The 9,315-nt window shown below is 49.1% G+C and carries 7 protein-coding genes and 1 pseudogene; all 8 read right to left on the reverse strand.

Features of this window, described 5'->3' with window-relative positions; translation table 11 throughout:
- Window positions 1–1,787, reverse strand: a pseudogene (locus AZ66_RS22835) (hypothetical protein); the annotation flags it as partial.
- A 398-nt stretch (window positions 1,788–2,185) separates the two neighbouring features.
- The gene (locus AZ66_RS22840) at window positions 2,186–3,715 is read right to left on the reverse strand and encodes a PH domain-containing protein (RefSeq protein ID WP_044356967.1); all 1,530 of its coding nucleotides are present in this window, start codon (window positions 3,713–3,715) and stop codon (window positions 2,186–2,188) included.
- On the reverse strand, window positions 3,705–4,184 hold the full coding sequence (locus AZ66_RS22845; RefSeq protein ID WP_044356968.1) for a PH domain-containing protein: 480 nt from the start codon (window positions 4,182–4,184) through the stop codon (window positions 3,705–3,707). Before AZ66_RS22845 ends, AZ66_RS22840 begins: the two co-directional genes overlap by 11 nt.
- A gap of 25 nt (window positions 4,185–4,209) precedes the next feature.
- Entirely contained in the window at window positions 4,210–5,259 is a 1,050-nt protein-coding gene (locus AZ66_RS22850; protein ID WP_044356969.1) for a LolA family protein, read from the reverse strand.
- Between the two features lie 2 nt (window positions 5,260–5,261).
- The gene (locus AZ66_RS22855) at window positions 5,262–6,758 is read right to left on the reverse strand and encodes a sensor histidine kinase (protein WP_044356970.1); all 1,497 of its coding nucleotides are present in this window, start codon (window positions 6,756–6,758) and stop codon (window positions 5,262–5,264) included.
- On the reverse strand, window positions 6,755–7,462 hold the full coding sequence (locus AZ66_RS22860) for a response regulator transcription factor (RefSeq protein WP_044356972.1): 708 nt from the start codon (window positions 7,460–7,462) through the stop codon (window positions 6,755–6,757). The genes AZ66_RS22855 and AZ66_RS22860 overlap by 4 nt, the downstream gene beginning before the upstream one ends.
- 369 nt (window positions 7,463–7,831) lie before the next feature.
- Complete coding sequence (locus AZ66_RS22865; protein WP_044356974.1) at window positions 7,832–8,935, reverse strand: D-alanine--D-alanine ligase; 1,104 nt, start codon at window positions 8,933–8,935, stop codon at window positions 7,832–7,834.
- Between the two features lie 61 nt (window positions 8,936–8,996).
- Window positions 8,997–9,315 (reverse strand): amidase domain-containing protein (locus AZ66_RS22870; protein WP_044356976.1); only part of this gene is annotated, 319 nt, incomplete at its 5' end.

The following is a 9,315-nucleotide window of genomic DNA, read 5'->3' on the forward strand; positions in this document are numbered from 1 at the left end:
CGGTTCCATCTTCAGACTAACTGCCAGCTTCCATGGATTGAACAATCCTGAATTATCCTTCATTTCCTGCGGCTTCGGTTCAACCATCCAATAACCGGATGGGCCATACAGCCTGTGTTGAAGTCATAGTTCGAAGCGATGCGAACCTCACTGTCCTTGCCGATGACCGTAAGTGTCTCCAGCCCTTCGTCCAGCTTAATACCCGGAAGCTCCTTCATGGTGCGATTGCCGCCTGTTTGCGTATTCGCCCCAATGTATAGCGTCTGCTTGTCAGGATCGAACGGCTTATCCAGCTTAAGCATCGTATAGACATAGCCCTCGTCATGGGTGATCCACATCTCACGAACCCCCGGCAAATCTGACTTCAGCAGCATTTTCTCTTCGTCTGGAATAGCATCCCAATCCTTGGAATCCCCATCGATAACAATGGCATCCGCCTTGCTCGGGTACATGCCCAGTAGCCCAAACATTTTCTCGTTCGTTAACACATTGAGCCAATACGGCCTGCGATCAGCAGGAACTTCAATCTTCATCGTATTCCACGTCTTCTTGAACCACTCATCCTGCCACATGAACAGAATTGCTCCTGCATAATGCTCATCGTAAATGTCCTGTGTGAGCGATGCATCGATACGCCCTTGCTCACGCTCATTATGACCGCCTTGATTGCGTCCCCCCATACCCAGATGAGAGATGCCAATCGAAGATGGCACACCATATTCCGTGATCATGACCGGCATATCCTTGAACTCCGCCTTCAGCTTGCGCAGATACGCCTTGTACGTATTGAACTGCCCTTGCTTGTCGCGAATCGTCTGCAGCGAAGTATCCAAGTGGAAGAAGTCCGGGTAGTACGGATAGACGTGATAAGCAGCGAAATATCCCGCGCTCCAAGCCTTAGGCTGAATATTCCTTGCGTCGACGCTCACCATATCTTCCTGGAATAGTGGCTCTCCCGGGTGCTTCAGCACATCTGTGGTTACCCAGTTCGTGAACGTCATCGGGTGATGCCATCCATATTCGTTCTCCACCGCGGCAGCGTGATCAAGCATTTCGGCGAGCCAGCTCTCAAATGGGCTTGCTTGCCCAATCGCGTTGAAATAGGAACCCGTGTAAGCCGATACCTTGCTATGCTTCTTGTTTGTCTTATCAACCATCACTGGATCCCATTCCGTCCCGATATGCCAAGCCATCAAGTAATCACTGGCGTTCGTCCTATACTTCCCTCTCGCTGTACCGGATTGATCTGGCAGCGTAATATCGCCGTATACCGCTCGTACAACCTTCTCAATTTCCTGCTTGAACTTCTCTTTGATCTCGGGCAAGTAAGCATCTTGCGACTCGATCAGCTCTTCCTCAGGCGACCATATGCCTTGAATAAAATAGAGCGGCCGCTCCGCTTTATCGCGGTTAAACTTCACAAGCGCTTCGTAAAATACCGGATTGTGCACGGTGTACACCCGGATCACATTCGCGCCCATATCATGTATCTGCTGGAACCAACGCAGATAATCTTCTTCTTGTATCGGGAACTCCCCTGGGAAGTATCCAGGCAGTGTAGCGCCCAGATTGACTCCTTTAACAAAGATTGGCTCGAAGCCATCTTCTTTGTACTCTAGGATGCGGTCGCCCTCCGTCTTGAACTTCAGCTTGATGCCATCCTCACCAGCGTAGGCGACAGGCTTGGAAGACAGCAATTCCGGCATCCAATACAATCCGCCTGCAAGTATAATTACGACCGGCATCAGTATGCCTATAACGAGATTTCGCTTTTTCCTACGGTTCATAGATATGTGACCTGTTCACCCTTTCTGTGAGTGTTGTCCGCAACCTCTCTTACTATCTAACCAAGTTTTTTTCTGGAATAACATGGTTAGATAGTCGCGTTTTGAAAACTAGGACCCTCATTTTCTGCTGGTTATTGCAGCACTGAAGCAAAGAAAAAGCCTGCTGCAAAGCGATTTGATCACTCCTTTTCAGTTTACGCGAACGATTAGGTTGGAGAATTTGTAAATCGATATCATTTGTCATCATTTGACGCGAATACGTCGGAAAAGTTGCGTTTTTGTAACCATTTTACCAATAAAATGTATATTTATCGGACTATGGTCACGCTTCGCCTGAGTGATTTGTACCATAGTTTTACAGAACATAAAAAAACAGGAGGATTCCTCCTCCTGCTTGGTTATTCAGGTTTGTGACGGCTGTACCATTGCCATACACGTGTGACATCACGGTCGTCGAAACATGTCGCAGTATAGGAATGCCCGCTCATAATCGTAACATGTAGGGAGCGAATATTACGCTGCCGCTGAAAGTAACTATCTTTCGTTGAAATCGAGACAATATGCGGTCTCAACATATAGCAGGATTTCCGAGCGATTGAGCGGCTTCGCACCATAAGCTGCTTGTCGTGGATCGCAATTCCCGCGTCCTTAAGTCGCAGTGTCCCCATCCCGAGCAATATCGGCATTAGGAGCCATAGCCAATGGGCCATATTCCCCTGCCACCAATAGAGCAGCCCGTAAGCGATAAGGAAGAGCAGCAGTTCCTTGCGAACATAGTACCACCAGGCCCGACCAGGCGGTCTATGCTGCACAGCATCGTCATCCAATTCAACTTGTGGTACAAAATGGGCTAACAAACGCGGAATATCCCGAACCCGAATAAGCGGATGCAGCAGCAAGGATTCTTTCTTGTCTGCTGACAGTACTCCGACCTCCACCTGCGCGTACCCAAGCAGCTGACGAAGCAAGCCCTCCTTCACAATAATCTCCTGCACTCGGCCTGACTTGAAGGCATTCACCTTCTTCTCGAACAGTCCGTAGGAAATGACAATCTCGTCCCCCCGCACTACGGCTGTAAATCGATAGTACTTCGCAACGAACAGCAGTGTCGAGATGAGCCACGCCAGTATGAAACCACCGACTCCGAACACGACATAAGTCAGATGGCTTGGGATTGCTGACATGATCTGATCTATAAGTCTTTGCATCAACCCTGCGGGCAGGATCAGTCTCAGCAGATCATCTGCGAAGTTCGTAATCGCCACATAAAAGGCAAGCAGCATCCCTATATGGATCGTTGTCGCCGAGGAAAGGAATAACGTCCCAACATTCAGGCTTATGTCCCGCGCGGACAAGCCCGACTCCTCTGACGGTTTGTCCTGATTCATTTGATCCACGCCTGCTGGCGCACGGACATTGCTACTAGGCAGCGTATGATTAGCGCCTGCCGTCTTAGGTATTTCGCCGCTCTCTAGGCCGATCTGCGGGGTACCCTGCTTGCGCTGCGTTAAAATAGTGCGCAATTCCTCCGCATGTGCCAGCGACAATGTAGGCAGCACGCCATCTCCATCCGCCTCTCCGCCAGGCGTCTCAATCTTCAGCTGAGCTGTCCGGCTTACACGCTGCAGGAAGGACTGCTCCAATCGTACCGAGTGAATGCGCCGATAGAAGATTGTTTTTTCTTCCCGAATCCAAATCCCTTTATTGATGACGAGCTTATCTTCCTCGAAGCGGAAGGTGAACCTTCTCCAATCCAACACCGCATCTACGATCGCATAGACAACAATCGCGGCAAAAAGAATCTGCATCCACGAGTGATCCTTAGCCTTCCATGCGTAGAGAATGAGGAAAGGCCATATAGCCTTGGCTACCTGTAGAATCGAAAATCCCATGTGCAGTGGATGAAGGCGCATCTCCTTATTCTTCATGGTCATCCACCTTGGCCAGTTCTACAATTTTGGCCTTTAGCCGCTGCGCTTCTTCCTCTTGGACTGCCAGAATCCGATGAGTCGTCGCCGCAGTTACGACTGACAATTGCGAGAGCCCATACTTGCGCAGCAGCGGCCCGCGTTCTGTCTCTACATGCTGTACGCGATTCATAGGTACAATCGTATGTTTCAAATAAATAACTCCTGATTGAATGTGCAGCTCTTCCTCAAATACTTCGAATGCAAAATAACGATAAGTCAGTACCGGTTCAATCCATACGAACCAAATGAAAGACAACGCCCATAATCCTGATGCTATCCAAGCGGGGTACTGTATCCAGCCTTGTACAGAAGCGATAATAACATAGGCAATAATGACTGCAGCCATAATGCCATGTGCAATGACGCCGGCAATGTGAGATGCTTTCCTATAGTCAGGATGCAACTTTTGCCCCAGCTTGTTCTCCATCTACATCCCCTCCAACCATCGGGACTTATTTACTCATGCCCTCTGCAATCTTGATTAGTTCTTCTTGCGTAACATCTGGGTTCGACGGAATCATCGTGTAACGGAATCCATCCTCGTCCCACGTAAGCGAGTGTATTTCGTCCCAATACCATCCTGATTTCCCGCGCACCGATACTGCCGTGCCCAAGTCTTCTTTCACATCATCTGGTTTCTTGAACAGACCTACACTTACATAGGATACACCATTTTTGTCATACTCCAAGGAGATTTCCGTTCGTTTCACCTCTCCCTCTAACTGCGTTAACTCTGTCTTCTTTAATGAAAAGCTCTTATCCGTTATTAACAGAAATGGAGCTGCTACTGCCTTCTTCGCTTCCTCTAGTGACACCTGTTTCGTCGGGTTCAGCTCATTGATGTCCCGTACCGGGATACCCTTTGGTATGTTCAACTGGAACGTATCCGCCGTGAATCTCGGCGACATGTCCAGCTTCGTATATTCGAACGTGGATTTGACAGCACCGCTATCGATCTTGCTCTTTATCACCATCCAAGTAGATTGATCGACCCATAACTCCATTTGCTTCAGCAGGGCATCCTTCTTCTTGGATGAAGCCTTAATATGAACCGTTTGGTGCTCGCCGACTTTTTCGTCTCCCATCGATTCAATACGATACGATTTGTTCAAATGCTCCAGCATATTTTTCAACTGCTCCCGCTGCGTCATCGGCCGCATCCCGTCGCCTACGTCCATTTTGAACGCTTGCCGATTATGCTCATCCCATACCGTAATCAATTTGCCGTCACTCACAGATACGGCTCGCTCATTGCCCTTTATTACTTCTTCCCGCTTCTTCTTCGTCTCTGCATCCGACCATTCCTTCAGGATATAACGTTCAGTTTCTTTGCCGTTCTCATAAGAAACCGTTACACCTTCCGCGTAATAGGAGACTTCCTTCTTGCCCGCTTCCAGCGCTTGACTCACGAGTTGTTCCCCGCTCAATTTCACCGAACTGGTACAGCCAGTAAAGATCAAGCTGCTTGTTAGTAATAGACTGCCTGCAAATCGGAACATCATCTTCATTCATCCTCTCTGTCTGATCCTTGTTCGTAACTAAATCGACAGGCCAATAATGTGCCATGCGCCGCAGCCGACCATACGCCGATGCTCCCGCCATGCCGCTCCACGATCATATTTGCGATACTAAGTCCTAGTCCAGATGCTCCGCCAGTACGAGACTTCGTCCTCGACTGATCAGCCTGGTAAAAAGGCTGGAACAGCTTCTCGATATGCTGTGGCTCTATCTCTTCGCCTTCATTCTGAACGAGCAGCACTAGCGCATTCCCTCTCCAAGCCTGAACACGATCAACAAACGCCGGGAACAACCATTCCGGCAGCGGCTGATTCTCTGAAAAAGCCCCCAGCCAAATCGTTTTCCCATGCGGCGTATACCGGTTTGCATTCCCCATCAAATTATCCACGAGTCTCATCATCTGCTTCGCATGGAATGGATAGACGCCGGCTACCTTATTTCGAATGTCGAGATGAATGCCTCGCTGCGCACAAACCGCATCATATCCCGAGAACAGCATATCGAATAGTTCTTCCCCGTCCACGAGGACATGCTCTTGCTCATCCCGGTTCTCCGTAGAACGAAGTGCTGTGTAGGTCGCCAGATCGTCCAGCATCTGCTGCATGTAGCCGATTTTATCAAGCATAATGCCGAAGTATTCCTTCTTCTCATCCGCTGTTACTTGCTTATCTTGCTGCAACGATTCCGCATATGCTCGAATCGAGGTAAGCGGCGTCTTCAGGTCATGGGACAACGATGCAACCATGTAATCCCGCTCCCGCTGCTCCGCAGCAATTTGCGCTCTAGCCTGCCCAACCTGCTCTCTCATGTCATGAAAATGGGTAATCAGGGTTCCCATCTCGTCCTTGGAGCTGCGGCTAATATCAGGAACAAGCTCATTGCGTGCAAAGGCGGTCATCTGCCGCATCAACTGCTTCATTGGAAGATTCAGCTTCCGCTGAATAACAATGAGCGCCGCGCCATACAGGGCAATAAAGAACAGCACAGCACAACCAATGACGATATACGTCCGATATTGGAAGGCGTTAAGCCACTTTTCCCGCACCATCATGACTTCATAGAACCCAATGAGCGTTCCCTTCTCGAACACAGGCTTTTTCATCGTATACGTATCATGGCTTTGCTCCAGCTTGTACAGGTTCTCGTACAATTGCTCCGGATTGATGCGAAACATGGATGGAAGCAGCTTGTTCTCCATCGAAGTGAATACTTGAACGCCATCTGCTCGATACAGCGTGATTTTGAGCGAATGGTCTGCGACTCGACTGACCACTTGGAACTTCTCCTGCGGCTGAATATGATACAACGAGGGTGTTCCGATAACCTGCTCGACCTCGCTTAGACGCTTCATCACATCCATATATTCAGCTAGTCCTTCCCGTTCATCATAGGACTGCAGCAGCCCGAATAAAGCAGCAAATGCCATGAGCGGCAGAATCATAACGACAAGACAAGTGATCATCAACCAATGTGTAATCTTCATCCGCGCTGCTCACCAATGAACCGATAGCCCGTTCCCCATACTGTCTGTATAAAAGTGGGATTGCGCACGTCATCTCCAAGCTTCATGCGCAGACTCTTAATATGAACGGACACCGTATTGTTACCCTCGGCATCGGCCTGCTGCCATACATGCTCATACAGCTCTTTCTTCGTAAACGCACGCTGCGGGTAATGAGCAAGAAGTACTAGAAGCGCCCATTCCTTGGCTGTTAGCCCGATGGACTGATCTCCTACGATTGCGAGCTGGTGCTCCTCGTCAATAACGAGCCCTCCTTCGAAGGACAAACTGTTCGTTGAGGTCTCTGTCCCATCCGTATAACGCTTGAATCTTCGCAGATGCGAATCGATTCTAGCCGTAAGCTCAGACAAGCTGAACGGCTTCGTCACGTAATCATCCGCCCCGAGCTTCAAGCCCTGTACCTTGACCTCATCCTCGAGCCGTGCACTTAAAATAAGAAGCGGAACATTGCTCGATAGCCGAATATTTTTGCACAAAGTAAACCCATCCATCTCCGGCAGCATCAAGTCAACGATAACCATGTCATAGGCACCTCTATGGAAGTCCTCCCAGCCCTCCAGCCCTGTGGAAGACCAGGTGACTTCGTATCCTTCCCGGCGCAAATGATCTCTAACAATTCTCGCGATTTCTCTATCATCTTCGACAAGCAATATGTTCGCATTCATATGTCCCTCGCTCCTTGTCTACATTATAGTTGTTCCTAAGCTGTATCCTTCGGATTTCATACTTTCTTTATAAGCGATCGCTAGTTGGATAGATTACCTTACCAACTACACCCTCCGTTACTTTTGAAAACAGGGATGGGATAGCAGAAGCGCAAGTAGATTCAATATGTTTGTAGACATTTCTACTATTCCACGATACCCCTGCTATAGCGCTCCACATTCCATACCATATGTACCCTTGTTATTACCATAAAAAATGGGCCTGCCCTGTAAGTAGTTGCTCTACTCACAAGACAGCCCATTCTATTTCTTCCTATTAAATAAGTTGCGCATGTTCCGTACTCGTAACCTGCAATGACTAAAGACTGCTTATACATTTTCAAAATAAAGCTGCTGCTTCACTTTGTAGCGTTCCATCGCTAATTGAATCAAACGATCCAGCAGCGCTCCGTACGCAACCCCTGTTTCCTTCCACATGAGCGGATACATGCTGAACGGCGTGAAGCCTGGCATCGTATTCACTTCATTGATAAACACCTGCATATCCGAACGTCGTACGAAGAAGTCAACGCGAGACAAGCCTGAGCCGTCAATCGCTCGGAATGCAAGTACCGCCATCTCGCGCAGACGATTCAGAAGCTCTTCGTCTAGCGGAGCTGGGATAACGATTTGCGATTTGCCATCGATATATTTTGCTTTGTAATCATAGAACTCACCGGAAGTCACAATTTCGCCTGGCACGGATGCTTCTGCTTCGTCATTGCCAAGGACGCTGACTTCTACTTCGCGAGCGTCTACGAACTCTTCTACAATTACCTTGCGGTCATAGCGAAGCGCAATCTCGATTGCCTGCTTCAACTCGGCATCATTGCGCGCCTTCGAAATGCCTACCGACGAACCCAAGTTAGCGGGCTTAATGAAGCATGGGTAGCCAAGTTCTGATTCAATATTGGCCATCACATCGGCTTGATGATGCTCCCATTCGCTGCGAATGAAGTGAACATATTTGCATTGCGGCAAGCCGGCATGCGCAAATACCTGCTTCATGACAGCCTTATCCATACCTACGGATGATGCCAATACACCTGCGCCGACGTAAGGCACATTCGCCATTTCGAACAAGCCTTGAATCGTTCCGTCTTCCCCGTTCGTTCCATGAATAAGCGGGAACATAACATCGATGCCGTTCCCAGCATTCCCGGTGCTGTCAACTCGAGCGAACAGCATTTCCATTGCGTCCTTCGTGTAACCGGCAGCGCCTTCCAATGTCAGCTCTGATTTATCGCCAAATGGTTGATGACGCAATTCTCCTACGCGCCATTCCCCTGTTCTCGTAATATAGAATGGAATAATATCATACTTCTCGTAATCCATTGCTCCCATCACGGCAAATGCCGTCGATAGTGATACTTCGTGTTCTCCTGATTTGCCGCCGTACACCAAGCCGACGCGCATCTTCTCCTGTTGTCCCATAATTCCCTCCGTCAGCGCATTAAGCGCCTGTTGTGCCTCCTACGCTGTCCATGCCACTCCACTACAGAGCGTCAATAATATGGAAGAAGCGATATTGCGTAGCCTCCGTCCAAGCGTAAGAATCCTGATAGTCCCAATAACGGTGACGGCTGTTCGTCGTATGCGCATTAATGAGCGGCATGCCGTTTGCATCAAATGCAGTTACGATCGTCGTGTGTTGGAAATGGCCGTCTCCATCCCAATCATAGGCGATGACGTCGCCAAGCTGCAGATCAGTTGGCTGTGCAACCAGCTCTGCTCGCAAGCTAGATGCGCTATTAGCAAGCAAGCGCTCTAGACTGTTCGCGACCGCCCAGCTGTAGCTCCAGTTCTCCTGACCG

Origin of the sequence: Paenibacillus sp. E194 (genome assembly GCF_000935845.1) — a bacterium.
GTDB lineage: Bacteria > Bacillota > Bacilli > Paenibacillales > Paenibacillaceae > Paenibacillus_B > Paenibacillus_B alvei_B.

Coding starts and splice junctions, on each gene's coding strand:
- AZ66_RS22840 (WP_044356967.1), bottom strand. CDS start 3,715: ATGAAGAATAAGGAGATGCGCCTTCATCCACTGCACATGGGATTTTCG.
- AZ66_RS22845 (WP_044356968.1), bottom strand. CDS start 4,184: ATGGAGAACAAGCTGGGGCAAAAGTTGCATCCTGACTATAGGAAAGCA.
- AZ66_RS22850 (WP_044356969.1), bottom strand. CDS start 5,259: ATGATGTTCCGATTTGCAGGCAGTCTATTACTAACAAGCAGCTTGATC.
- AZ66_RS22855 (WP_044356970.1), bottom strand. CDS start 6,758: ATGAAGATTACACATTGGTTGATGATCACTTGTCTTGTCGTTATGATT.
- AZ66_RS22860 (WP_044356972.1), bottom strand. CDS start 7,462: ATGAATGCGAACATATTGCTTGTCGAAGATGATAGAGAAATCGCGAGA.
- AZ66_RS22865 (WP_044356974.1), bottom strand. CDS start 8,935: ATGGGACAACAGGAGAAGATGCGCGTCGGCTTGGTGTACGGCGGCAAA.